This window comes from Paenibacillus sp. FSL K6-2393 (assembly GCF_038002545.1).
GTDB lineage: Bacteria > Bacillota > Bacilli > Paenibacillales > Paenibacillaceae > Paenibacillus.
Window position 1 is genome coordinate 3,525,163 of sequence record NZ_JBBOCU010000001.1, and the last position, 25,051, is coordinate 3,550,213.

19 protein-coding genes are annotated in these 25,051 nt (G+C 44.0%); 5 read left to right on the forward strand and 14 right to left on the reverse strand.

Features of this window, described 5'->3' with window-relative positions:
- Positions 1-140: 140 nt before the first annotated feature.
- The 4 genes from MHI14_RS15585 to MHI14_RS15600 form a co-directional block, all read right to left on the reverse strand.
- On the reverse strand, positions 141-845 hold the full coding sequence (locus MHI14_RS15585) for an ankyrin repeat domain-containing protein (protein WP_341130716.1): 705 nt from the start codon (positions 843-845) through the stop codon (positions 141-143).
- Positions 846-855: 10 nt separating this feature from the next.
- Entirely contained in the window at positions 856-2,364 is a 1,509-nt protein-coding gene (locus tag MHI14_RS15590) for an S-layer homology domain-containing protein (RefSeq protein WP_341130717.1), read from the reverse strand.
- 119 nt (positions 2,365-2,483) lie between these two features.
- Positions 2,484-3,176 carry a response regulator transcription factor gene (locus tag MHI14_RS15595; RefSeq protein ID WP_047843050.1) on the reverse strand — a complete coding sequence of 231 codons (693 nt, stop codon included), beginning with the start codon at positions 3,174-3,176 and terminating at the stop codon, positions 2,484-2,486.
- Positions 3,177-3,182: 6 nt separating this feature from the next.
- A complete protein-coding gene (locus MHI14_RS15600) occupies positions 3,183-4,652 on the reverse strand; it encodes a sensor histidine kinase (RefSeq protein WP_341130718.1) in 1,470 nt (489 codons plus the stop codon).
- A gap of 203 nt (positions 4,653-4,855) precedes the next feature.
- On the opposite strand from MHI14_RS15600, the gene MHI14_RS15605 reads away from it, so the two are divergent.
- Together MHI14_RS15605 and MHI14_RS15610 are read left to right on the forward strand one after the other, a co-directional pair.
- On the forward strand, positions 4,856-5,683 hold the full coding sequence (locus tag MHI14_RS15605; protein WP_340962503.1) for an AraC family transcriptional regulator: 828 nt from the start codon (positions 4,856-4,858) through the stop codon (positions 5,681-5,683).
- Between the two features lie 79 nt (positions 5,684-5,762).
- Complete coding sequence (locus MHI14_RS15610) at positions 5,763-6,101, forward strand: cupin domain-containing protein (protein ID WP_340962502.1); 339 nt, start codon at positions 5,763-5,765, stop codon at positions 6,099-6,101.
- A gap of 150 nt (positions 6,102-6,251) precedes the next feature.
- Here MHI14_RS15610 and MHI14_RS15615 read toward each other — a convergent pair whose 3' ends face one another.
- The 8 genes from MHI14_RS15615 to pdxS all read right to left on the reverse strand — a co-directional run bounded on the left by MHI14_RS15615 (position 6,252) and on the right by pdxS (position 17,839).
- Positions 6,252-7,388: an alpha/beta hydrolase gene (locus MHI14_RS15615; protein ID WP_341130719.1), complete on the reverse strand. Its 1,137-nt coding sequence runs from the start codon at positions 7,386-7,388 to the stop codon at positions 6,252-6,254.
- Complete coding sequence (locus tag MHI14_RS15620) at positions 7,385-8,044, reverse strand: TetR/AcrR family transcriptional regulator (protein WP_341130720.1); 660 nt, start codon at positions 8,042-8,044, stop codon at positions 7,385-7,387. Before MHI14_RS15620 ends, MHI14_RS15615 begins: the two co-directional genes overlap by 4 nt.
- Before the next feature lie 210 nt (positions 8,045-8,254).
- Positions 8,255-9,094 carry a copper amine oxidase N-terminal domain-containing protein gene (locus MHI14_RS15625; protein WP_341130721.1) on the reverse strand — a complete coding sequence of 280 codons (840 nt, stop codon included), beginning with the start codon at positions 9,092-9,094 and terminating at the stop codon, positions 8,255-8,257.
- A gap of 156 nt (positions 9,095-9,250) precedes the next feature.
- Entirely contained in the window at positions 9,251-10,333 is a 1,083-nt protein-coding gene (locus MHI14_RS15630; protein WP_289389145.1) for an ABC transporter substrate-binding protein, read from the reverse strand.
- 229 nt (positions 10,334-10,562) lie between these two features.
- On the reverse strand, positions 10,563-12,836 hold the full coding sequence (locus MHI14_RS15635; protein ID WP_341130722.1) for a beta-glucosidase: 2,274 nt from the start codon (positions 12,834-12,836) through the stop codon (positions 10,563-10,565).
- 19 nt (positions 12,837-12,855) lie between these two features.
- Positions 12,856-14,088, reverse strand: a complete 1,233-nt coding sequence (locus MHI14_RS15640) for a PTS sugar transporter subunit IIC (RefSeq protein WP_062834547.1) — start codon at positions 14,086-14,088, stop codon at positions 12,856-12,858.
- A gap of 201 nt (positions 14,089-14,289) precedes the next feature.
- Complete coding sequence (locus MHI14_RS15645) at positions 14,290-16,803, reverse strand: GH39 family glycosyl hydrolase (RefSeq protein ID WP_341130723.1); 2,514 nt, start codon at positions 16,801-16,803, stop codon at positions 14,290-14,292.
- A gap of 151 nt (positions 16,804-16,954) precedes the next feature.
- Positions 16,955-17,839 carry a pyridoxal 5'-phosphate synthase lyase subunit PdxS gene (pdxS, locus tag MHI14_RS15650; RefSeq protein WP_200869424.1) on the reverse strand — a complete coding sequence of 295 codons (885 nt, stop codon included), beginning with the start codon at positions 17,837-17,839 and terminating at the stop codon, positions 16,955-16,957.
- Between the two features lie 147 nt (positions 17,840-17,986).
- Between pdxS and pdxR the strand changes: the two genes are divergently transcribed.
- The 3 genes from pdxR to MHI14_RS15665 all read left to right on the forward strand — a co-directional run bounded on the left by pdxR (position 17,987) and on the right by MHI14_RS15665 (position 22,227).
- A complete protein-coding gene (gene pdxR / locus MHI14_RS15655) occupies positions 17,987-19,477 on the forward strand; it encodes a MocR-like pyridoxine biosynthesis transcription factor PdxR (RefSeq protein WP_091030255.1) in 1,491 nt (496 codons plus the stop codon).
- A gap of 59 nt (positions 19,478-19,536) precedes the next feature.
- Complete coding sequence (locus MHI14_RS15660; protein WP_341130724.1) at positions 19,537-21,558, forward strand: ATP-dependent DNA helicase; 2,022 nt, start codon at positions 19,537-19,539, stop codon at positions 21,556-21,558.
- 141 nt (positions 21,559-21,699) lie between these two features.
- The gene (locus tag MHI14_RS15665) at positions 21,700-22,227 is read left to right on the forward strand and encodes a DinB family protein (protein WP_091030261.1); all 528 of its coding nucleotides are present in this window, start codon (positions 21,700-21,702) and stop codon (positions 22,225-22,227) included.
- Between the two features lie 78 nt (positions 22,228-22,305).
- On the opposite strand, the gene MHI14_RS15670 is transcribed toward MHI14_RS15665, so the two are convergent.
- Both MHI14_RS15670 and MHI14_RS15675 read right to left on the reverse strand, forming a co-directional pair.
- Positions 22,306-23,247 carry a family 43 glycosylhydrolase gene (locus tag MHI14_RS15670; RefSeq protein WP_076317845.1) on the reverse strand — a complete coding sequence of 314 codons (942 nt, stop codon included), beginning with the start codon at positions 23,245-23,247 and terminating at the stop codon, positions 22,306-22,308.
- A 30-nt stretch (positions 23,248-23,277) separates the two neighbouring features.
- Complete coding sequence (locus MHI14_RS15675; protein WP_341130725.1) at positions 23,278-24,996, reverse strand: discoidin domain-containing protein; 1,719 nt, start codon at positions 24,994-24,996, stop codon at positions 23,278-23,280.
- Positions 24,997-25,051 lie beyond the last annotated feature (55 nt).

Consider the following 25,051-nt stretch of genomic DNA (forward strand, 5'->3'; position numbering starts at 1 on the left):
TTAAGACTATGCCAGTTTCATGAACGGAAGATTATTGAATGAAGCGCCTGCCCTTCAGCATAGAAGGAATCAGGCGCTCCATCAAAACCATTTTTACATATATCTCAACATGTTTGTTAATTTATTCACCTAATAGGGTTTTATTTCGCACCAGCTCGTACCAAAATGTCTTCAATTTCTTCAAAGCCTTTATTTTTCGCATGACTGAGCGGTGATACGCCATCACGATCCGCTATGTTCACGTCTGCTCCGTGATCAATGAGTAATTGTATCGTCTCCTGCTGCTGAGTATTGCCATCGTTAAGAATGATCGCTTCGAGTAGTGCTGTCCATCCCAATTGATTCACATGGTCCACATCCACCGAAGTTTGAGTCAGTAATTCTTGCACTACATCCACATATCCATGCTCCGAAGCTGGAATAAGTGCAGTCCCTCCATATCGATTCGTTATCGCTGGGTCCGCTCCCGCCTCAACTGTCAGCTTCAAAATATCCAAGTATCCTTCAGCGCCAGCATACAGAAACGGGGTATTTTGCATATCGTCCTGTATATTCACATCTGCCCCCGCTTCAATTAACACTTTAGCCGATGTTAGATCATTATTGTAAGTTGCAATCATTGTAGCGGTTCGTCCACTCTGATCTTGAGCATTGATATTGGCACCTGCTTGAATCATTTGTTCGATGCGTTCAGTATCGCTGTCCTCTACTGCCTTGAACAGCTGCTCATCTGCTGAAGTCATGGCCTTTTCCTCCACGTTGGAGTCGTTTCTCATTTCAGGCACGCAGCCTTGAACGATCAACATACTGCTTATCAGGACAACGATAATCAGCGATTTACTCATACTGCCTCCTTTACTCCAGTGTCAAGGTGACCGAAGAAGCGATACTCCAATCCCCAACTGGGTTTATTGTATACGTAGTACCCAGAGTTAACTTCCCATCATTTGTTAGGTCGAACACACCCGTCGCACCTTTTCGACTTGAATATTTATAAATGGCCGTCAGAACATCCCCGCTAGGTGAAGTTAACGTTACACTTCGACCAGAGAACAGTTCATCCCCAGGGTCCTGGTCAAGCGTAATTTCAATGGAGGTTTCGCTCACTGCTTGAGCACTTGCAAACACCAACGAATCAAACGATTTCGCTGTAAATGAAGCATTTTCTAGGTTCGCCCAATCCGAAGTAACCGTATATGTGACACCTGATTTCAGCGTTTGACCCTCAGGCAAACGGAACTTCGGTTCTTGTTTACCATCTGTGGATTGTGTGAACGGAACATATCTGGCAACGATAGGCTCGCCACCTTCTGGCGTAATTACAACTTGTCTTGCTTGCATGGAAGAGATGATTTGATACGTTTTGCCTCCTGCTTGCTCTTGATCATTCAGCACAAATGCATTAGCTCCTCGACCACCGCTGTAAGCCGAAATGATGTAACCGTAATCCACTACACCGTTCACTTGCAGTGCTTCAATCTCGAATGTATCATTCGTTACTTGACTAGCCGTTGTCATGTTTATTTTCGTGCCACTACCTTCAAAGGACCCAGCGTCTTGCCCTTTGTAAGTCAGGTTGTACACTTCACCAGCATCTTGTACGGACGTTGGAACGATGTAAGTCGCAATTGACCCTGTTTTCAAACGGGGCATATTGGTTAACGTCAGCCCGCCACTAAACGCAAAGTCCGTTTGTGCCTTGGCAAAAGCTTCATTCGCTGCTGTCAGCGGTTTGTCAAAAGTTACAATTAACGTAATGGCATTCAGTGATCTAACGCTCTTGATTTGAGCTTGCTCCGAAGGAATAGCTTGGTGTGCGGTTTGTAACAACACTGCTGTTTCGCCACGCGTTGCTGAACCGTTCTCGGAGTAGAACACGCTCATCCAATGGTGAACGGACTTTACATCACGTTGCATTGCTTTAGATACGACTTGTTCGAGTTCAGCATCCGACACTTGAGTCTGCGGATTGAATTGTCCATCGTTAGCTTGCATGATGCCGAGTTCAACAAGCTTTGACGCATATGGCGCATACCATGCATTGGGATTTACATCCGTTAATTCTACGGCTTCTCCCGTCTTGCTCTCCAAATTAAATGTTTTGAAAACCAATGAAGCTAACTCCGCACGGGTAATTGCTCGATGTTCACCCATAGATTGATCTGCATATCCGTTCATGATCCCCAAGCTATTCAGATCCTTGATAGCAGTTTCAATCTGTTGTTGGGTAAGCTGTGTGGTTGTTGCCGCAATGTTAGTAACGTATGTAGCTGCATGTACTTGATTCGCAGTTAACGGGAACACTGCTGTACCTAATGCAGTTATGGTTAGAAATGTAGCGATTTTGCGGGTTGTAGAATTCATAGTTGAATTCCTCCTCTATAGGTTGTAGTTGCCTGTATCTATAGAATAGAGGACAAAAAGAAACTCCCAAGGACAAAGTTATTAACAAAATATAAACTGGGTCTAAATTTTCACGAAACTTATGCAGTAAACCGATAGCCCGCGCCCCAGACGGTTTCGATATACTCTGGATTTTTGGGGTCTGTCTCCAGCTTCCCACGCAGTTTGCGAATATGGACGGTTACCGTTGCAATGTCTCCGGTGGAATCCATGCCCCAGATCCGCTCGAACAGATCAGATTTGCTGAATACACGATTGGGATGACTCGCAAGAAATACAAGTAACTCGAATTCCTTGGTTGTAATCGCCACCTCTTCTCCATTAACAAAAACGCGGCGTGATCCTTTATCAATGTGAAGCCCGCGAATGTGGATTTCATCCTGCTCAGCTGGTTTGTTTTTACCAAGTAGTCTCTCGTATCGGGTCAAATGAGCCTTTGCTCGTGCAACTAATTCACTTGGGCTGAACGGTTTTGTAATAAAGTCATCAACTCCCAGATTAAATGTCCTGATCTTATCGATTTCTTCCTTTTTCGCGGAAACGACAAGGATGGGCACCTCCTTCACCTCGCGAATGCGCCTGCAACATTCGAAGCCGTCGAGTCCCGGAAGCATCAGATCAACAATGATCAGATTATAGTCCCCCTCCAGTGCCTGTTTCAGGCCTTCATCTCCAGTATGGCAGAGATCCACAGAAAATCCGTTGAGCTCAAAATAATCCCGTTCCAGTTCCGCGATCGTTGTTTCATCTTCAATGATCAAAATGTTTGCCATTACTCATTAGTCCCTCTCTTCATTCAGCCGTTTCAGCTTGATATATATGCTCGTGCCATCATTGGGCTGGCTTTCTGCCCAGATGAAGCCCCCATGTCCATCAATTATTTGGCGGGCTATTGCCAGTCCAAGTCCACTTCCGCCCGTTGAGGAATTGCGGGATTGTTCTGCACGATAAAAGCGTTCAAATATATAAGGCAGTGCCTCTTCGGGTATTCCCCTGCCATTATCTTTAAAGCCCATTGTAATCCATTTCTCATCAGCTTGAAGTGTAATCTCGAACCGTTTGTGTTCATTCTCCATGTATTTGAGTGCATTATCCACCACATTAACAACGGTACGTTTTAACTTCTCTGGATCCACAGCAGCCATGGCGGGACCAAACACCTGGTTAATCCAATCCAGGGCAACATCTTTATCCTCCAGATCATATCTCAGCTCTTCGATGCTATCTTCAAGGAAATCAGCGAGATCAACTGTCTTGAACAGGAAAGGTTCTTGGTTCAAGTCGAGCTTGGAATACAAAAACAGTTCATCCACCAGCTTATCCATGCTAACTGCTTTGGAGTGAATGATATTAACGTAACTCTCCATTTTCTCCGGAGTATTAGCCACTCCGTCACGAATACCCTCAATATACCCTTTGATATTGGTAATCGGCGTACGGAGATCATGCGAAATGTTGGAGATGAGCTCTTTGCGGTTTACTTCGTCCTGCTCTCGTAATGCATAGGAGAGCTGTAATTGATTCCGCATGCTCTCAAACGCTTCGCTGAGTTGACCAACCTCGTCATTGGAGTTTAGCTGAAGCTTAAAGGATAGATTGCCATCTTTAATATGTTCGGCTGAACTTCGTAGTTGATTCAATGGCTTAATGAAGCTGCGCGTGATCCAGCGGAACAGGAGTAGATTTGCAATGATGAGGACGCCAATAAGCAGGAATGACATCACAGGTAGCAGTTTGCGAGTAAGCTCCGCAAAAGGGCTTCTCTCGCGAATGACAAAGATACTCCCTCGTTCCCCGTCTGAATACTGAAAATCAAATTTTGCATACGCGTAAAATCGCTCACCAATATTGAAGGTGCTCCGAATCTGGTAATTGTTAAGATCATAGGAAGGAAGTGCTTGCTTCAGCTCTGGCTGGTTGAAGGTCAGCGATTCGAATATCTGGCTATTCTCACGTCTGACGTAGAGCCCTGACTTCTCAGCTCGAAGCTTCATATCATATTCACGCAGCAAAACCTTGTTCTGCAGGTCGTCCGGGTCATTTTTGGCCAGGAACTTCATCTCTTGAAAGATCGATTCTCCCTGTTCAGTCAGGGGGTTGATCTGATAATGTACCTTGTATATATCACGGAAACTCTGTAGATCCCCTGTGGCCGCAATCGTATACAGACTTGCCGTAAGCAGGATGAACAGTAGACTTATAACGAGCATGCCCGTGAAAGACAGCAGCATTTTTATTCGAATTGACATGGGTTCCCCTTCTCAAGCAAGCAATTGGATTAGTTAGTGCACATGTTAACACAAGATGGATTCTATTGCCCATATGTAAAAAAGAGCTTTCTTTATCATTATATATGTTGACAGTGATAATCGTTATCAATAATGTTGGAGTAAGGTGCACAACGATTTATCTTAGAATGACCGGCAAACACTTTTGAAATGAGGTACGTAATGTGAAAGTAGACGTTAATCAGTTAGCAGCGCATTTTGCACACATTCCTTTTCAAGTAGAAGGAGTATATCGATATGCTAGAAATCCAGGGGTTCCCCCGGCTGACTATACCGATTCTTTTCCTGGATTTGTATTTCCTCTTACAGGAAAAATACAATTTCAATTTGATGGTACGCCCTATATCTTTTCACCAGGAAAAGTTGTACATGGGGGCGCGAAAATGAAACTGGATCAAACCGTGTTTCATAGAACGGACTGGGAATACATCCTCGTTTTATACCGGATATGTAGTTCGGACCTCGAAGAGACAAGCTTTTCCCATCAGCATTTTGAATTATCAACGGGTCAGTCCCCACGTCTGATCGAATTAATCACGCGTCTTTGGCATGTGTATAATCAGCGTGGAGGTATTTCAAAGTTTCAGACCGAGATGCTGTTTCGCGATGTACTGAATGAGACTTTAATATGTGTTGATCATAGGCAAAATAGTGGTGAATCAGATGTTTTATTCGAACGGGTCTCTACCTATATCCAAGAAAACTATGATCAAAGTCTGACTGTCGCATCGCTTGCAGAACAAAATAACGTTAATCGAAATCGACTTTCCTACGTGTTTAGAAGACATGCGGGTATGGGTCCGGCAGAATATATATTGAAATATCGTATAAATATGGCACAGCAAATGTTATTGGCAAGTGATGCGTCTGTACAACAGATTGCCGAGACCGTTGGCATTGCTGACCCCTTTTATTTTAGCAGAGTGTTCAAGAAACAATGTGGTATTTCTCCTACGGAGTATCGTCTGAAGTTCATCAATAATCCATCCTGATTTCAATAGGCATCCATGTTATACAAAAGCTTAGATCAGTATACTGAAACTATAGGATTAATACACAGGAGGAATGACGATGCACTATCAAGCTATTCAATTGAATGAGGAATTCTCGAAATTAAACGATCTTTGGTCTCCCAAACTCATTGGTGAAATGAATGACTATCAATTTAAGATCGTTAAGATTGCTGGAGATTTTGAGTGGCATGTTCATGAGGAGACCGATAAGTTATTTTTTGTGCTCGAAGGGGAAATGATAATTGATTTTCGTGATGGGCATGTGAAGATTTCCAAGGGTGAGATGTATATTGTCCCTAAGGGAGTCGAGATCAAGCCTTCCGCCGAAAAGGAATGTCATATCATGTTGATGGAACCTGGAAGCAAAGTAAACACTGACTGGACTAAGGCCGAATAAGCGTCAGTTATTGGAACCAGGATGTCAATTTGCAATATCAGAGTCAGAGAGCCGATAACCGCGTAATAGGGTTATCGGCTCTGCGTCTGTACGGCTAGTTCTTTGACATGTATTAATTGACATATATTAATCAGTAGTCTCTCGGTTATGTCACTTGTTGCTGGTCTTCCTGATCAATTCCACACCATCGTATGCCAGGCTTTCCAAACTTGCTGCCTTCTGCAGTATGTAATGATCAAAAAAGTTCTTCGCATAGTCTGTAACAATATTTCGCATCTCCATAGCATCCCGTTCACCTCTGAGTTCCTCATTAAAACTGGTAAACACGATGTCACAGTAATCCAAATGTGCAACACGATCAACTGAGAAATAATAGGTCTCCATGCTATTGTTAGCGCCAATAATCGCATTCATATTATAGTTAGGTTCACAAAACAGTAGCAAGAAGGGTTTCTTAAGATCGCTGTCAAGAAGTCCAAACGCACCGCTATCCAAGCCAATCCCGCAGGCGAACCGGTCGTCATCCCGGCAAACCATCGCCGTCGTAGGCCCTCCATAAGAATGTCCGACTATACCCATGCCGATGTCAAGCAGCAATCTGCCCTTAAAGATGGAATTCAGCTCTCCAGAGTCCAGTTTGTAAAGATAATCGGCTACATACCTTACATCTGCTGCCTGTGATTCACTATACTCTGTTATCTTGGAAAGTATCGGTAGTGCAAGCACGTTACGGCACATCTCAATGGCAGTTTCATCGTCAGGACGCATCTCCATCTTACCAGCCAACGCCAGCATCTCCGGATCTTCACCAAACGCTGTAATGACATCCGAAAAATCCTTGGATACATTAAACAGGCGCCCATCTTTACGTTTATACATCGTGCTATTCTGATGGCCGATGCTTACCACAACATACCCCATGCTTGCCAAGTCTGTACAGAGCACTGTACCCCATTCTGGAGAACCGCCTCCACCGCAAACATAGAATAACACTGGATAGCGCTTTTCCTTCCCGGAGAGAGCAAGGTCGTCGTAACACTGGGTCTTGATATCTATAGAGAAAACATCCTTCAACGCAGTGACAAGTGGCTGCTCATTAAACATCCCGTAGACTTCAGGAAACATGTACGTTGATGTAGTTTTACCTTCGCTACTGTCAGACGGATAATACACAAAAGCGGTCAGTTCTCTTTTGGAGTAATCTGATGCCGTGTACTCAAAATCCATCTGGGTTCGACCGACAGTATAGCCGCCAATTGGTTCTGGAAATACGTCATAGGTTTTCATTTTCTTTCCCCCTTGAGATCGTTAACCATTTCAGAATATTTATGATCTTCAAGCAGTCCATGGCCCATAAATTCAGCAAAGTATTTGCTGATCTTATGTTGCAGCTTAGAGTCCTTAATATCGAATTCTCTAAAAAACAAGATTAAATTAAGCTGCATTGACTCAAACATAAAAGAAATCAGGTCGTCGTCAACATCCGGTCGGAGATATCCATCAACCCTCATTCGGCGTAAAATGTCCTTGATCATGGGGAATGACTCGCCCTTTAACACATTCACATATACTTTAAGCAAAATGTCCTCAGGAATATATGAAAATGTTTTAGTCAGTTTGATTTCCAACTCATTCAGCGGCTCGGTCACCATGCCATTAACGTTACCAAATAAGCCAGTGAGGAAATAGCTGTAAAGGGAATCTTCATTACTGTTACTAAAATATGCAGCTCTTTTCTGGGTCACATTACGTATTAATTGACAATAAAGGTCATCTTTGTCTTCAAAATATCGATAAAATGTTCCGGGGTGCATGGACAAACTATCCAAAAGCATCTTCATAGTTATATCCTCGTAAAGGTTATTAACAAAAAGATGCATAGCGCTATTCGATATTTCCTCGCGCCTTGCTTCATCTAAACGAAAGAAAGAATTTTTTGGCATAGATTACTCCTTAATGTGAAGTGTGAACTGATTCACACTATACTGATAATATATTCACAAGTCAAGCTGTCTTGAAAGATTAATATCACTATAAAAAGATTCAGGAAGAAATATGCTAGAGCCGCTGATCATCGTGATCAGCGGCTCTTTGAGATGTTTGTATTATTGTTCTTTAATTGGTGACGTATGAATATCGGATCAGATATATATTCAGCGAGGAAGCACTTCAAGCACCTTACCGCTTCCATCATCGATAATACGTATCTTATTGTCATCTATGAGTTGAATACTACCATCTGAATTCAAAATTTCATGCGGCTCCATTACCCCATGAGCAATGGATTTGCGAATCAGACCTTTATTTTTGAATACCAACGTGTAAAGATCGTAGTCTTCTGTTTTTCGATTAGTGTGTTCAATGATGACAATAAGTAGATTTTGGGGACTCCTCTTAAAATTTATCTTGAGATCATGAGTATTCACATTAATGTCCTTTATACCTAACGGAATTGAGCTCTTTTGTCCAGTAGAAGCATTCGTAATTTCAAGATCTCCTTTTGTAGCGCGAATGACATAGGTGTAACCCATGTCGCTACCATAAAAAGTATCGGTATAATTGCTCAGCCCAGTCACGGTTATCTTATTCGTCTTCGTATCTCGATGAGTCACTTCCCCGTCCAAAGCAGATGCAAGAAATCTAATGGGCACATAAAGGTGACTAATATACGACACAGGTTCTGTGCCCATATCTACTTTTTGACCATCCACTTCGGCAATTCTGCTTCCCAAGTGCACAACAATATGCTTCTCACTGCTCTTCAGTACGGCCGTCTTATCATCTTCCATCCCCCACACTAGGCCTGCCTTAATACCAAGTGAGAAAAAGCTTCCATACGTGACTCCATCCTTGATTAACGTCTCAACATGGTTAATACTACCGTCTGCCCACTGAATTTCCAAATCAACGTATTTGGATGCCGCTTCAGATTTTTGAGGCCCCAGTGGTAATAACACCGACATCACTAATGCAACGGCAACTACTTTTCTCATATGCTTCATCTTCACAGCGGCTCACCCATTCCATGTAATTTTTAACTATACAATAGTAACGTTAGATTCCAATAAAAGTTTGATCAGCTTGGAACAAAAATTGGGTCCCTGATAACAAAAAAAGCCGCTAAAATAGCGACTTTTAATGGTACTCATTTATAACCCGAGATCATCAGCGAGTCCTTCAACTCCTGTGAAGATGGAATCCCCGTAACCCCAGAAGTTGTTGAAATCGATAATGTAGATTTTTTTGTTTTTAACTGCGTTAATGTTTTGTACCTGTTTGTTGGCAAGCAGCTTTTCAATCGTCTGCTCAGGATCAATGCCACCTGCATACCTCGAAATAATCATTGCATCCGGATTAATCTCGATTAACTTCTCCAGACTGAGTGTGCCAGTTTCATTAATAAGCATATTATGCATATTGATTAATGACATTGCACTTTCAATAAACGTATCACCATTTCCGTTGTAGATTCCAATAGTTCCATCACCATTATCCGAAAATGATGCATAGTTGATCGTTTCAGAGCTAGCTCGGGCCGACAAGGCATTCTCGCGTGCTTTAAGCGTCTCAATATATGCCGCTGCATTGGCTTGTACGTTGAATATCTCACCTAATTCAGTAATATCCTGATACAGACTATCTAACGATGCATCAGGAACACTGGTGCTTTGTACGTACGTTTTAATCCCCATATCATTCAAGCTGCTTACTGTACCAACACCCCAGTCCGCATCCTCAAACAATCCACCACGCCCTACAACCAGGTCAGGCGTAGCCCCTATCGTCACTTCCTTACCTACATAGCCTTCAGCAAGCACAGGAATTTGTTTAAACTCGTCAGCAATATCTTCAGGTACACTACCAAACAACGCAGCTACACCTACAAGTTTGTCTGTCAAACCAAGGCGAATCATCAGCTCGGCTGCACCTTGGGTATTGGCAACTACTCGTTCAGGTGCCTTGTCAAACGTTTGATCCTTCTTCACCCATGTGCCGTTCTCTGTTGTATAATTTGAAACGGTTACCGGGTAAGTTGTTTCAGCAGGTGCAGAAGCGTCTGCGTCGGTTTGTTCCCCATTTGTTGCTGCATTCGTGGCGCTGCTCTCCGCAGCTTGTTGTGAGTTGCCATTTGCATCTTCGCTGCCACCATTGTTACTTGAACACGCTGCGAGCACCAGGATCATTGCAGTAATTAAACAAAGAAACATCCCTTTTTTAACGGATACCAACATGTAAATAATCTCTCCCTTTTGAATTCTATCTTGTCGTTTAGACCAATATGTAAAATAACTATTGTCAGTATACAGTAAATGTCGAAGCATGTAAATGAGAACAATAATCAATATCATTTGTCTGATGAATTAAAAGAGACCCTCATATGGTGCCTCTTATTTTGGGCTCACAGAAAAACCAAGTTCATCTCCCCTGTACGGGATTGAACTTGGTTCCTCTTTTACTTAACTATTCATTACGTGCCTGGTTAACCTTGGCGATAAGTTCATTAATAATTTCATCAGGTGAACGCTCATTCATCCATTGTTGGCCGAACATTTGGAACACTTTGATCATCGGGAAATCTGCCCAGAATCCCACAAACTCCTCGTTAAGATATACCTTGTCCGTAACGTGCTCGTTCATTTCATTCAGGCAATGCTCCAATTCCTTTTTCGCCACAGGATCACTCATCCACTCACTGAGCAGACTGAATTTGTGGAACGTGATTTCTTCCTTACCAAAGTCACAATGTAGACGTTCCGTAATTCGGAGATCTTTGGACGAGCTGCCAAGTGAAATTTGGAAAAACCCGGTCTCTGCCACCCAACGGTTATACTTGGTGTTGTAATATGAGAAATCTCTCTCTTCCAGTTCAAAAGTAATCTTGCGTTTTTCACCCGGCTCCAGTTCAACTTTGGCAAAAGCTTTCAATTCTTTCTCTGGACGGGTCCATGTGCACTCTTCATCGTGAACATACAATTGAACAACTTCTTTTCCCTTGCGCTTTCCGGTATTTTTCAATTGGAAGGACACAGTCACACCGTTATGGGTCTGAGCCACTTCCAGATCCGTATAGGAGAACGATGTGTAAGACAATCCGTGTCCAAACGGGAATTGAGGTGCCAGTTCTTTCCGGTCATAATATCGATAACCCACGAACAGGCCTTCGCGATAATACAGCTTGCCGTTCTCCCCGCGAATTCGCATGTGTGAAGGGGTGTCCGACAGTTTGACAGGGAATGTCTCAGAGAGTTTGCCCGAAGGATTTGTCTGTCCGAATAATACATCTGCAATCACTTTACCCATGCCTTGACCCGACAACCAAGAATGAATCACACCAGGTACATGCTGTACCCATGGACGCATCGCCAGCGCGGAACCGCTGCTCGTTACGACAATACACTTGGGCTGAACTGAGGCTACCGCAAGAATCAATTTCACTTGATGCTCGGGAAGATCAATGCCTTGCAAATCATGCATCTCCGATTCCGCATATTCTGGTTGGCCAACAAATAATACAGCAACATCGGAATTCATGGCTAATGACACGCTTTCCTTGATTAGCTCATCATTGATGGAGTCATCCTCCGGGTACCCTTCTGCATAATTCATGGTCATGGCATCGCCAGCCAGATTTTTTATCTCGTCCCAAGGAATATCGACTTTTGTAGGCGTTACCTTCGCACTGCCCGCTCCCTGAATTCTCGGTTTTTTGGCAAACCGTCCGATCACGGCAACTGACGAAATGGACTCCTGCCCTAGCGGGAGAATCGCGTTCTCATTTTTCAGAAGCACAATACTCTCGGCCGCCGCTTTACGCGCGAGTGCATGATAGTCCGAATCTGGAGAAGAATCCAAGTCTTTCTTACCCGTTACTCGCTCAACCAGTTTCAAAATCCGGCCCACGCTGCGATCCAACTGTTCTTGAGAAAGGCTTCCGTTCTGAACCGCTTCAATGATCGCTTTGGCATTGTAATGGGCGGGACCCGGCATCTCCAGATCAAGCCCGGCCTTCAGTCCGCGTATACGATCATTGACAGCTGTCCAGTCGGATAGAACAACACCTTCATAACCCCACTCTTCTCTCAAAATGTCATTCAGCAAATGTTCGTTCTCACTTGTATACGTTCCATTCAATAAATTATAAGAACACATAACCGTCCAAGGATCGGATTTCTTAATAATACGTTCAAAGGCGCTCAGGTAAATCTCGCGGAGCGTTCGCTCATCGATTTCCGAACTGGTTACCATCTTCTCGAACTCCTGGTTGTTACCCGCAAAGTGTTTGACAGAAGCGCCCACGCCTTCGCTTTGGATCCCGTTTATAAACGCCGCTCCAAGTTCCCCCGTCAAGTATGGGTCTTCCGAGTAGTATTCGAAGTTTCTTCCGCCAAGCGGCGTTCTTTTCATATTGACACCAGGTCCAAGCAGCAGCTCAACGTCCATGGTTTTGGATTCACGTCCCAGTGCCACACCGACTTCATACAATAAATCCGTATTCCACGAAGAACCGATGGCTGAACCCGTAGGGTAACAGGTTGCGGGTACATTTTCCGTTGTAATCCCCATTTCTTCATCGCTGTTTGTTTTACGGATGCCGTTTGTCCCATCGTACATATGAACTGGCGGAATGTTTAACCGCTCGATTCCTTTTGTCATCCACATATTCAATCCTGCGCAGAGTGAAGCTTTCTCGGCCAGCGTTAATGCCGTCAACAATTCATTGATTGATTTATCCATAGTACTCACCCTTCTAATATCAATTTTGTTCCTGTTCTTTCTTCAGTTCCTGTGCATCATACAGTTTGAAAAACGGAAACCAGACAATAAATACAATCACCAGGACGACCGCCAGCAAGATAAGCCCATTGAGTCCGGACATAATGTAGGTGGACAGGCCGATTGGCGTGTACCATAGCTGGAAGATCTGGCTCGGGATCCGTACCCAACCCCAGTCGAGAGCCAAGTACACAATCACCGGCGTGATAAGTGAGTTAATCCACATCGGCACCATGAGTAACGGATTAAAGGCAATCGGTGCTCCGTACACGACAGGTTCATTAATGTTGAACAAGGACGGGATAATCGTCGCCTTGCCGACAGATTTCAGTTTTTTCGAACGTGCCATCAGGAACCAAACAACTAACGGCAAAGTCGCACCCATACCGCCAATACCCAGCCAGCCGGAGAAAAAGGTTTCAAATGTGTTAATATTGACCGGATCTTGTCCCGCTGCGACAAGAGCTGCATTTTCTTCGATTGCAGGTATCCAGATTGCGTACCAGATCGGTGTCATGACCCACGGGCTTACGCCGAAAGAATACAGTACAACGCCAATGAAATTGAACAATAAAAATCCGGTTAAGCTTTGTCCAACGGCATTGATCGGCTCAAATACGTTCACGATCAGTCCAAAAATATCAAAATGAAGCTGATATACAAGCAACCATCCTGTTGTTAATACCAGGGCGATCGGGACGAGAAAATCGAACCAGTCCATAATGAATTCGGGAAGTGAAGACCCTTTTTTGAAGAACGAAAATTTGTTGCACATGATCATTACAAGAGCGACAAATACACCTACCAACAGTGCTGTAATCATCCCCGAGGGTCCAAATCGTTCAAGGATGAACTGAATGGTACCGTCTTCGTTTACTGTCGGGTTAAGCAGCATAACGAACAGAGATATCCCCGTCATTCCCGCCAGCAACTTGATTTTGTGTCGTTCTCTTTTTTCCATCACGACATAAGGCGTCAAAAAAGCAATAAACAACCCCAGCAAACCGAAACTGAATGTCGTGATGGGTGTCAGGTCCGGCATTCCCGGAATGAAATCCTGCAAAATCGAAATCAATGTAATAATCGAACCGATGAAAATCATCGGAATGGCGACCATGATGGCTTCTTGAATCGAAGAAACCCAAATATTGTTCGTAAACGCCTCCAATCTTGGCGCAAACGAATCTGTCATCCATTTCATGAAACGCTTCATCCAAAACTCCCCCTGTCTTCCTCTAAGCTGCCACAACCATAGTATATCGATTTGTGTTAACGCTTTCTTGTTGGAACTTGCCGCATCATGGTTCGTTTTTTGCCCAATCCATCACTATAGTTCTAGCTTGCCAGCCTGAACAAGAAATAAACAACAAAAAACATCCCTTCACTACTGAAAGGATGTCTTAAGAGCCTTTTTTTAATATTGCCTATCCAAAATGAGCAGCATTACCCCATGCGGTGGAAGAAAAATCTCTCTGCGCCAACTTTCATCTCTTATCATCTCTGTCCCCATCACGGGTCCACTCCTGCCGTTTAGATAGGCGATTTCTTCTTCCGTCAAGGAATATGGCGATCCCATGCGGGTCCACTCATCAAATACCGATCCATGCTCCCGATCCAGTTGATAACTGGTGCATTTATAAGGCCCCTCGAGATTGCTCAGGGTAAGTGCATAAGCTTTGCTGCCTTTTTCCTCAAATACGTCATAGCGGGTTGAACTGGATAATTCCGACCAATCTCCACTTGCAAACAGCTGGTCTACGTGAACATAGTGATAGAACAAAAATTGCATGCTTCCATCCCTTTTTCGGGTTCCGACATAACCGTCTCCCTTGACCATCAGCTCATCCCCAAGCTTTTGCATAAGCTCAAATGCATAATAGCTGGGTTTCTTCAGCCCATCTCGGTTAATCAGGCCAAAACCTCCGTAGAAAGGAGAAGCGGGAACGATACTTTCTTCGAATACATCAGTAAAGGACCAGAAAGCCATCGCTTTCACGTCACCAAGTGTGTTCATGGTGTGGTAAATGACAAACGGAGCCATGAACATGGTATCGTGCAGCAAGTTACGGTCATAAAGTGAAAAGTTCCATTCTGTGACATGAAGTTCAACATGACCGTACGATGACGCATTCATTTTTTGCCGCATAAGTGCAATACTCTCTTTATAAAAAGCAGGCGGCATGATTTGCGTTAAACGATCGTCTTCAACTTTTAGCTTGGGATACTCCGAATAGATGTGAAACGAATAAAAGTCGAGAGCCACTTCCCGCTTGCGGCAATAGGACAAAAATTCCTCAGCCCAGGTATCGTTCCAGAGAGATCCGTAACCCATAGCTGGCCCACCCACCTTCAGTTCCGGCAAAATCGATTTGATGGCATGAACGGTCGATTCGTAAAACGTAAAGTATTCTTCCTTGCTTCCTGCCCAACAAACACCCGCCAGGTCAGGCTCGTTCCATACTTCGAAATACCACTGCCTCACTTCTTCCGCCCCATAACGATTCAAACAATGGCGAACGAATTCACCAACAAGCGCCTGCCACTTGGCAGGGTCGGATGGCGGGCTAATATTCCCTCTCCACCAAAACAGCGTTTCTTTGGATCTCGCCAACTGGCTCGGCATAAAGCTTAATTCCACAAATGGCCGAACACCCTGATCCAGCAGGAAATCATACAACTTGTCCACATAAGACCAATTATAGAGGGGAGTGCCCTGCTCGTTCTCGCTGTACACCATCATCTCGTCATTGAAGATGCCGTGAAATCGAATATATTGAAAAGGTACTTTTACTTTCAGCGCGGAGAGCTGCTTCCGCCAATCTTCACGTAAACCTTCAATGGCTCTCCCAGCCGTCATGGTCATATTCCAGTGCTTTTCGTAGACAGACGACGTCTGATCCGCACGAATTTCAATATAAGTTTGGTCTGACAGATGTACAGACGGTATAGGAAGCGTGTCTTGATCAGCGTCAACCTTAACATCCAGATATCGATACAGTAAGCTAATCGCATTCAACGTTTCCATCTCGTAATAATCTCCGCTTGAAGACTCCTCATATGTTTTGGGTTTGCGGTTCACATTCAACTGATGGAGTTCCGGTGTACGAGAAGCTTCCCGATAGGAACCGGGCGTACAGCCGTACTTTTCCTTGAAGTATTTGTTAAACAGCTTCACATTGGCAAATCCGCAATCCAGCGCAATCTCCGAGATATTTTTATCGTTTGCTGCCAGCTGAGCCTGAGCCTTCTCCAAGCGAATGAGCGTCAAATACTTTTGGAAAGGTATCCCGATTTTGTCGGTGAAGAAGTGGGAGAAATAATGCAAACTTAAATGTTCGGAATGCGCCATATCCTGCAGTGTAATCTTCTCATTGTAGTGTAAATCAATATATGTGAGGACCCTGTTCAGTCTTTTATAGTCATAATCCCTGCTACCGTCTTCCAATGCGGAATTCGTTCCACTGGAAAAATACCTCTGCAGGCATCCGCATAACATCTGTAATCTGCCCATTGTGAAATTTTGATAACCCGGCGTTTTTTTGTTGATCTCCCATACCATTTGCGCAAGATATTGTTTAATACTTTGCAGGCGAGGAGCGTTTTGTTCCACGATCATAGCAGAGTTACAGGAGATAAACGCATTATTGTTCATCAACTCGGGACCGAACTGCAATGTTAATAACACATTGTCCTGATTGGTTCGTTCGATCTTGTGGACGGACATACTGTTAACCACAATCACATCATCTTCATGCAGTGTATATTGCTGCTGGTCCAGATACATGATGATTGAACCGTGGAGAACATATACAACTTCCACTTCCTTGTGCCAATGGAAATCAATATGTTTTACCGAGTTCACGAAGAGTTTCATAGGCAGATCGTCCTGATGTTGAATAAACTCATATAGATAGCGAATTGTCTGCACCTTCCTTCATACCGATTATTATAGCCACAGCATTTTGAAGATATCAACAAGCTAAACAGTAAGAACAAAAAAGCCGATCAATTAAGGTTCAATTGATCGGCTCTTCTATATAAATGTTCAAACTACCTATTCAACTAGATGGACTGCTATCTTACCAACCGCGGTTGGACATGCGCTCTTCTGGAGCCAATTTAGAAATTTCGATCCCTTTCATCGGGGCGCCCAAGTTTTTGGATACTTCGGCAATCAGTTTGTAATCTGTGTAATGTGTTGTAGCTTCAACGATTGCACGAGCGAATTTCTCAGGGCTATCGGATTTGAAAATACCTGATCCTACAAACACACCGTCTGCTCCCAGGTGCATCATTAATGCTGCGTCTGCCGGAGTAGCTACACCGCCTGCTGCAAAGTTAACGACAGGAAGTTTGCCGTTTTCATGAACTTCACGCAGTAACTCATAAGCTACACCCAGATTTTTTGCTTCAGCGTACAGCTCGTCCTTGGACATGTTTTGCACTTTGCGGAGCTGGCTGTTAATTAGACGCATATGACGAACTGCCTCAACAATGTTGCCCGTTCCAGGCTCACCTTTTGTACGAATCATCGATGCACCCTCACCAATACGGCGAAGAGCTTCTCCCAAATCTTTGGCTCCACATACAAATGGTACAGTAAACTCATGTTTATCGATATGGAACACTTCGTCTGCAGGAGTAAGAACTTCACTTTCATCGAGATAGTCCACACCTAGGGATTCAAGCACTTTGGCTTCTATGTAATGACCGATACGTGCTTTGGCCATAACTGGGATAGATACAACCTTCATAACCTCTTCAACGATGGTAGGATCTGCCATGCGAGCTACACCGCCTGCTGCACGAATATCAGATGGTACCCGCTCAAGAGCCATAACAGCTGTTGCCCCTGCCGCCTCAGCAATTTTAGCTTGCTCTGCATTCATAACGTCCATGATGACGCCACCTTTTTGCATCTCAGCCATTCCTCTTTTTACACGATCTGTACCTGTTTGCATGATTGTAGTCCTCCTAATTAACTTTTGGGTGGTTTTCAATAAAGGCATCGCTCTAATCTATGATTTAGTATAGAATGAGAATGGTCATATAAAAAGATCCAATATTTTTGGTTTTTATTGTACCACTTCAATGATAACTCTGGAGGTCCTATGCAATTTCATGTAGCTTACAGTTCATATTTGAACCGAAAATATACGAAGATGAAAGCTCTATATCATGCCATTCGTGATGCAATTCATGAAGGCAATCTTATACATGGTGAGAAGTTACCTTCAACTAGAGAGTTAGCTGCAACGTATCACATTTCCAGGGGAACCGTGAATCAGGTCTATGATACGTTGACTGCTCAAGGTTACATTCATTCAGAGCATGGAAGAGGAACCTTTGTTGCTTACCAGTTGGATTTGAACAATAATGCGTCCACCGTGAAAGCTTGTACGCATCACTTATCCGCCTGGGGAAATCGTATTCAGCAGTTTGAACAGCATTCGATTCAAAGAAATGCACCAGCCAATGCTCATACACATGATTTCAGAATGAATAGCGACGAAGTGATCGACTTTAGCAAATATCAACCTGATTTCTCCAAGTTTCCTTACGATGAATGGAATAATCGATTGTATGCAGAGATAAGGCAGCGTGAGCATCACCTGAAAACAACTTCTGCCATGGTTAGTTCAACCGGGGATCCAAAATTGAGAGAAGCCATTGCTGCCTATCTTCGAAGGATGCGGGGCATTCAAGTCGATCCGGATCATATTGCAGTAACTGCAGGCTCCATGCAAGCTATAGCTCTACTCACTCAATTACTTGCAGATCCTGGGGATTATGTAGTGACAGAAAGTCCTTGTTATGTCGGAATTTCTAAAGCCATATTGGCTGCGGGTGCAAAGTTGATTGAAGCTAATCTCGATGGTCAGGGCGTTGTGCCCCAAGACTGGGAAGCACGTATGTTGTTTGTCACGCCGTCACGACAATTTCCTACTGGTGAAATGCTCAGTCTGGAACGCAGACAAACCTTGCTGGACTGGGCACAGCGAAATGATGCCATGATTGTTGAGGATGATTATGATAGTGAATTCCGATATCGAGGAATGCATGTTGAACCACTGAAAACACTCGATAAAGCAGGACGTGTAATCTACCTGGGTAGCTTTACAAAAACCTTGCCTTTAGAAGTACGACTTGGTTATGTGGTTCTTCCCCCTACCTTGGCTGACACCTTTAGAAAGGCACAGGCATTATATGAGCCAAGACCCGTCAACCTGATCGAACAACGGGCATTAGCTGCATTCATGACAAGCGGTCAATATGAGCGTCATCTGCGCAGAATGAATCGATTATACAGTCGCAAATTCCATCTGTTACTCAAACTTTTGAACAAACACCTCTCTACATGGTTTGATTGGGTGGAGAATGAAGCGGGTCTACACGTGTTTGGTTGGTGGCGAGGTAATGTGACCACTTATGAAGCCTTTCGGGAATCAGCTAGGTCACAAGGTGTGGTATACTCAGAAGTCAGCAGTTCAACGTCTGTTGGTACGAAGTATGGTATCTATTTGTCTTTTGCACATTTGTCAGATGAACAATTACAGGAAGGCGTATCCAGATTAAAAAATGCCGTTACAACTGCATTGTGAGGTAAATCGTCTCCAAAGTGAGTACAAGAAGATCATCATTCGGAAGAGGGGCGATCATTATGAATTGGTTAAATGAACTTTACAAAATTAATAAGCAGGAACCGGACAAGGAAATCGAACGTTCTTTGGTTAACGCCATCTTCCGAATATATGACCGGTTCCCCCGAATCGGCCTTAGAGAGCGGATCGGACAGCAAGAAATGTCTCTCGATATCGCCGATGCTTATATCCATGGACATAATGCCATGATTGAAGCTGGTGTCGGAATTGGTAAGTCTTTTGCGTACCTGATCCCAAGCCTGCTCACGAATCAAATGTCTCAGAAACCAGTCATTATAGCTACCTCCTCCATTCAGCTCTCGGAACAGATACATAAAGATTTAAGGATCATTGGTAGTCGGTTGGGATTCTCAACGGTTCGCTCCGTCGTGGGAAAAGGCATGGGTCAGTATGCCTGCCGAAGTAGAGCAGCGGAATGGATCAGTCTTGATGATGCTAACTCCTCCGTGTCTACCCTTGCACAGCGCATATTAGATTATGAAATTGATGAAAGAGCCGATATTAAAGCTGGAATTAGTGATGCTGAATGGTCCCACGTTTCCGTGAATGATTGCAAATTTGAACGTTGTCATCATAAAACTGCATGTTTGTTTTACGATATGAGAGCGAAATTAAATGCAAAAGCTCACGAGATTGATTTTATTATCGTGAACCAGGACTTGCTCATACGGGATTTGATGAAGAAAAAAGAAGGAACCAAAAGCATCATCTCGGAACAGCCTGCTCTGATCGTCATTGATGAAGCGCATAATCTGGAAACTAAAGTTCGGGATGCCAGAACACTTGAGTTCACTTATCGGGGAATTTGCCGTATTCTGGATACCACGGTGCAGCTTCTCACGAAACAGTCCGGGGATAAAAGTCTCTTCTCACAATCCAAGTTCATCAAAAACTGCGCTGAGCGCATCTTCAAACAGGTAAACGCGGATCTGCTCCACCATGCCAAGCAGGATAACGACCGAATTAAAGTGTCAGAGATCAAAGGAATACCGTTGAACCAGGTCTCGAACGAATTAAAAGATCTCAGTCTACGCCTTTCCATTTTGACCTCACGCCACGAGCGGGAGATCGATGACGCTTTTGAAGCCATCAATGGGCTCATTACGCTCATCCATGTCTTGGCTGAAATAGAGGACAACTATCTCAGATGGGCAAGCAGTCCCCTGGGAGTAACCACAATCAGCATCTGTCCCAAAGATATAAGCCAATTTCTGAAATACGCTTTGTTTAATGGCAAGGTACCTGTAATCCTAACATCAGCAACGCTGTGCCAAGGCGGGGATACGCTGGAGGAACAATATTCTTATATGACGCACTCCCTCGGTTATAAGGGAGATTTCCTAGAGCGCCAACCCTCCCCTTTTGACTACACCAACCATGCCATGATGTATATTTCGAACAAAGTTCCCTATTATCACCACGATCAGCGCGAAAACTATCTTGAAGCAGCGTACAAGGAAGTGGTTCAACTCTGTAATCTAACTCAGGGAAGAACAATCATCCTTTTTTCAGCAAAAGAGGACATGAAGTACATTCACAAAAAGTTGATCTCAAGGGCTAATGAATATACATGGGCACTCCATGTTCAAAAAGAGGGATCTTCCCAGGACAGTGTTATCGCTGAATTCAGGAAAAGCAAAGGTGTACTCCTGGGTACAGGTGTATTCTGGGAAGGTGTGAATATCGAGGGGTCTGACCTGTCACAGGTCATTATTTTCCGTCTGCCCTTCCCTGTTCCATCGGATCCTGTTTATGAATATAAGGCATCTGTAACGGAGAATCCGTTCATGGAGGTGTTTGTACCGGACATGCTTCTTCGGTTACGGCAAGGAACGGGACGCTTGATCCGTAGTGAAACGGACCTTGGCATACTCAGCATACTTGACTCCCGTCTTAGCGCAGCGGCTAAAAAGAATTACCGGGAACAGGTGCTGAACACGTTGCCGTTCAAAAAAGTGACGGAGGATTTTGCGGTTTTGGAGAAATTTGTTCAAAATAAGGGGATACGACGAACGGATTAAAAAGTGTTACAACCAAACGATATAAACTGTTCAAATCACATGAAACGGCCCTTCCGCTCATAAAGTGGAGGGGCTAATTTCATGCTGTAGGATTTATGCTACAATATATTCCAGATCTACGATCACAAAGGAGGCATTACCATGGTTGAAAGACCAACTACAGATGAATATGCAGCTTATTATGAAGGGTACATCCAGCTTGTTCCTGAAGGAAACATCATTGAAATGTTGGAGCAGCAGGCCAACATCTTACAAAATTTGCTCTCTTCATTGACAGAGGAGCAAGCAAATTATCGGTACGCCGAAGACAAATGGAGCGTAAAAGAGGTCATCGGCCACCTTTTGGATAACGAACGCATCATGAGCAGTCGATTGCTTCGCATCGCCAGAGGTGACCAAGCGAATCATCCTGGCTACGATCAGGACGTGCTTATGCAGACCCACCCTTTCAATGCGTATACCCTGGCCGATTTGAGCGAAGAATATACCGTCACACGTCGCTCAACCATTCTTATGCTCCGTCGCCTCACCCCGGAAGCATGGCTCTGTAAAGGGATCGTCAGTGATAACACTGCTTCAGCTCGATCGATTGCATTTGTTATGGCTGGACATGAGCTCCATCATTTATCAGTACTTCGCGATCGCTATTCGTTAGATTTGAAATTATAAAATTCATTCAAAAAGACTTTGAACCTACATTCTCAGTAGGATCGAAGTCTTTTCTCATCAGTCGTTTTATCGTTCAAATTATCGTTCAAAATGAATCAGATGTGTATCCTCTCCCAAAGATAATGTGGAATAATGATTCAGAATAGGAATGTCTCCATTGAATTCAATGGGCAGGACCACATAGCTGGATTGGAAGTAATCCGATCCGTTCCAGCGATCTGCAAAGTATAGATACTCCTCTTCTGATCGCTTCAGCACAAATGCTGGTTGCGTTTGGTACGTCGTTTCATCGCCAAAATCGCTTAGCATCCCCCATGGTCCATCCATCGTATCCGCCATCGCGTATTTCCCTTGATTGGGGGCCCAGCCTGTGCAAAATGAGGTCAGCATATAATATTTACCGTTCCGCTTGAAGACGGCTGGCGCCTCTCGATATTCCCCCTGCCACAGCTTTCCGACAAGACTTTCAACATTAAGGTAATCTTCCTGCAGGCGATAGATGTGCAGGTCCGCATTGTCTCTGGCAGCCGAAATAAAATATGCTGTCCCGTCATCGTCCTGAAAGAGCGTGCAGTCACGTGACATATACCCGTACGGATTAAAGCTGCCATGATACACGAAATGGCTATCCGGATAATCTGATGTGGCTATGGCACATGCAGCATCATTGTAATTGTCACCATTCTCATAGTGAACCCAGAGGACAAACTTTTTTGTCACCGCGTTGAACAGCACTTTAGGCCGTTCGAGATTTACTTTTCCACCTTTATCGTTCACTAATCTCAGATTCGTCCGAACTCGAATGGGTGCAGCTGGCGTAGAGGTCGTCAAGATATGGTTCCGAAACTCCCAGTTGAATAGATCTTTGGAACGGTAACAACTCACATATATATCTTCTCTACGATCTTCACCATACCAGTAATAATAATCGTCATGAAACAACATATGTCCACCATGGGCATGGATCGGCTGACCACTTAAATCATTCCAGATGCCACCATTGGTTAGTTGATTATTCACACCGTTACCTCTCTTCTTTTAAGAACATCGTTAATTGGTGTCCGATCCAAATACCTTCACTTCCCAAAGTCTTGGCGTGTACCAATTGTTGGGATTGTTATGAAGTGCCGCATTTTGCATATTAATTCGTACATACCTGGCAGCAGTGCTCGATAGAGTATCTGATGTGAAACCGTAAGATGTATTATTGGTTCTATCCAATGCCACGGTCCAGTTTACATTATCCGTACTAGTCTCGATTTTATATTTGTAATAACCTTCGGAGCCTTTTTGCATCCACCAGGAGATTTGCACATTATTCAATTGCTGAACGGAACCAAGGTCGACCTTCCACCAATGTGGCCAGGAGCTGCCTGTGCCGATCCATTCGGTTTGATAGTTACCATCATTAGCATAACTTGCCGGGTTTGTGCCAGTAGCCGTTTGGGCTGTTGCCGGTTTACCTTGTGACAGCAGTTTCCCATTTTGAACGGGAACGACGACATCATCACTTGTGTTGTACAGGACTTGATCAAAATAATCATAAAATGCGTAACCATCGGAGAACCAAACGGGAAGCAAACGTTCCTCCGTTGTTCCATTTTGCGTGCCTGCCCAGCCGAACATCCAGCGATACGCAACCATAACCACGTTGTTACCCGTATCTGGCTTCACCCGCATGACGGAACCCGACTGCGCCGAGAAGGTTGACGTGTTGCCAATTGTCCGTAATTCAGACCAATTTCCGTCTATGCTATTTGCTGATGAATACAAGGGTATACTCGGGTACCAACCTGCCGCTTGGGAAGAGAACAAATAATAAATGCCATCTTTTTTGATCATCTTGGGCAGTTCCCTGTGTTGATTTTGATAAATAACAGAAACTTGGTGATCCACATCCAGCCAATCGGAGGTTAACTTATATAAGATGGTGTCCGAATTATTATTGGCCGTAGAGATCAGATACGCCGAATCATCGTCATCTTTGAAAATGGAGATATCCCGGGATTGGTTCCCTTCCGGCCGAAAGCTTTTGTGAAATGTAAAGTCTTCTCCAGGTGTAGCTGAAGCCACAGATACTCTGGCAAGCGTGTAATCTGTACTATTTTCATAGTGAGCCCAAAAAACGAATTTGTTTGTGGGCGCATGGTATAGAATATTAATCCCCTCAAATTTGGAGTTCGCCAGATCGGGATGATCCGTGTAGGACAGGACCACTTTGTCGTTACCGTAGGTGATATCATCTGTTGATGTCTGTTGAATCATTTCTCCAAATCCACCTGATGGCTTTTGAACAAAATTAAACCTGTAGTAGGTATCCCCAACTTTAAGTTCATTCGGGAGCATAAGCGTTGATTGCGTTGTGTTATCAAAAGTTGTGAGGTCTTCTGGAAGGCTGTAAGGGGTATATTCTGGCGAGACAGCGGAGGTTAACAAGGAAGTTCCGCCATATGCCTTCACTTGATACTTGTATGTGTTACCTATATTGAGTTCATAATCATCCGTCGTTGTACCGGTTAAGGTCTGTAATAACGTATAAGGCGCATTGTTCTCGGATCTGTATAACTCGTATGCAGTCGCTCCCTGGACAGGTGCCCAATGAATTTTGGCATTGGATACTTTGGATTCATTCTTCAGGACAAACAGTGTTGCAGCGATCTTGGTCTCTTCACCAGCAGTAGCGTGAACGGTTTGAGTTGAGGACGTTAAATGTACTGTTAACAACATCAATGCAATGACGATAGCCATCCACGATTTACCTTTGATCATGTCTCATCATCTCCTTTTTTTAGAAGACCAACCTCCCTGTTGCCGGAAGGCTGGT

What these genes read in the sequence shown, in the direction of transcription:
- MHI14_RS15585 (WP_341130716.1), bottom strand. Translation starts at nt 845, where the DNA reads ATGAGTAAATCGCTGATTATCGTTGTCCTGATAAGCAGTATGTTGATC.
- MHI14_RS15590 (WP_341130717.1), bottom strand. Translation starts at nt 2,364, where the DNA reads ATGAATTCTACAACCCGCAAAATCGCTACATTTCTAACCATAACTGCA.
- MHI14_RS15595 (WP_047843050.1), bottom strand. Translation starts at nt 3,176, where the DNA reads ATGGCAAACATTTTGATCATTGAAGATGAAACAACGATCGCGGAACTG.
- MHI14_RS15600 (WP_341130718.1), bottom strand. Translation starts at nt 4,652, where the DNA reads ATGTCAATTCGAATAAAAATGCTGCTGTCTTTCACGGGCATGCTCGTT.
- MHI14_RS15610 (WP_340962502.1), top strand. Translation starts at nt 5,763, where the DNA reads ATGCACTATCAAGCTATTCAATTGAATGAGGAATTCTCGAAATTAAAC.
- MHI14_RS15615 (WP_341130719.1), bottom strand. Translation starts at nt 7,388, where the DNA reads ATGAAAACCTATGACGTATTTCCAGAACCAATTGGCGGCTATACTGTC.
- MHI14_RS15620 (WP_341130720.1), bottom strand. Translation starts at nt 8,044, where the DNA reads ATGCCAAAAAATTCTTTCTTTCGTTTAGATGAAGCAAGGCGCGAGGAA.
- MHI14_RS15625 (WP_341130721.1), bottom strand. Translation starts at nt 9,094, where the DNA reads ATGAGAAAAGTAGTTGCCGTTGCATTAGTGATGTCGGTGTTATTACCA.
- MHI14_RS15630 (WP_289389145.1), bottom strand. Translation starts at nt 10,333, where the DNA reads ATGTTGGTATCCGTTAAAAAAGGGATGTTTCTTTGTTTAATTACTGCA.
- MHI14_RS15635 (WP_341130722.1), bottom strand. Translation starts at nt 12,836, where the DNA reads ATGGATAAATCAATCAATGAATTGTTGACGGCATTAACGCTGGCCGAG.
- MHI14_RS15640 (WP_062834547.1), bottom strand. Translation starts at nt 14,088, where the DNA reads ATGAAGCGTTTCATGAAATGGATGACAGATTCGTTTGCGCCAAGATTG.
- pdxR (WP_091030255.1), top strand. Translation starts at nt 17,987, where the DNA reads ATGCAATTTCATGTAGCTTACAGTTCATATTTGAACCGAAAATATACG.
- MHI14_RS15660 (WP_341130724.1), top strand. Translation starts at nt 19,537, where the DNA reads ATGAATTGGTTAAATGAACTTTACAAAATTAATAAGCAGGAACCGGAC.
- MHI14_RS15665 (WP_091030261.1), top strand. Translation starts at nt 21,700, where the DNA reads ATGGTTGAAAGACCAACTACAGATGAATATGCAGCTTATTATGAAGGG.
- MHI14_RS15675 (WP_341130725.1), bottom strand. Translation starts at nt 24,996, where the DNA reads ATGATCAAAGGTAAATCGTGGATGGCTATCGTCATTGCATTGATGTTG.